Source organism: Pseudomonas sp. S31 (genome assembly GCF_016648105.1).
Lineage (GTDB): Bacteria > Pseudomonadota > Gammaproteobacteria > Pseudomonadales > Pseudomonadaceae > Aquipseudomonas.
On the sequence record NZ_JACVVE010000094.1, the window covers coordinates 1 to 468 of the forward strand.

Annotated in this window: 1 rRNA gene; it reads right to left on the reverse strand. The window is 46.4% G+C overall.

The window, feature by feature from the left end:
- Nucleotides 1-277 (reverse strand): 23S ribosomal RNA (locus IAE37_RS28615); the annotation flags it as partial.
- Nucleotides 278-468 lie beyond the last annotated feature (191 nt).

Here is a 468-nt window from a genome sequence, read left to right on the forward strand (position 1 = left end):
CAACTTAAGGGCTGGTCCCCGTTCGCTCGCCACTACTAAGGGAATCTCGGTTGATTTCTTTTCCTCAGGGTACTTAGATGTTTCAGTTCCCCTGGTTCGCCTCTTGCACCTATGTATTCAGTACAAGATACTCAGCTTATGCTGAGTGGGTTCCCCCATTCAGAGATCTCTGGATCACAGTCTGTTTGCCGACTCCCCAAAGCTTATCGCAGGCTACCACGTCTTTCATCGCCTCTGACTGCCAAGGCATCCACCGTATGCGCTTCTTCACTTGACCATATAACCCCAAGCAATCTGGTTATACTGTGAAGACGACATTCGCCGAAAATTCGTACGTTGCGCTTGCGCGCAGAACTCACAAATTTTACCTTAGCCTGATTTCCAGCAGTGAAACTGGTCATCAGTCTATATCTATCACATATCCGAATTTTTAAAGAACGATCTGACAAAAGTCAGAAATCAACATTC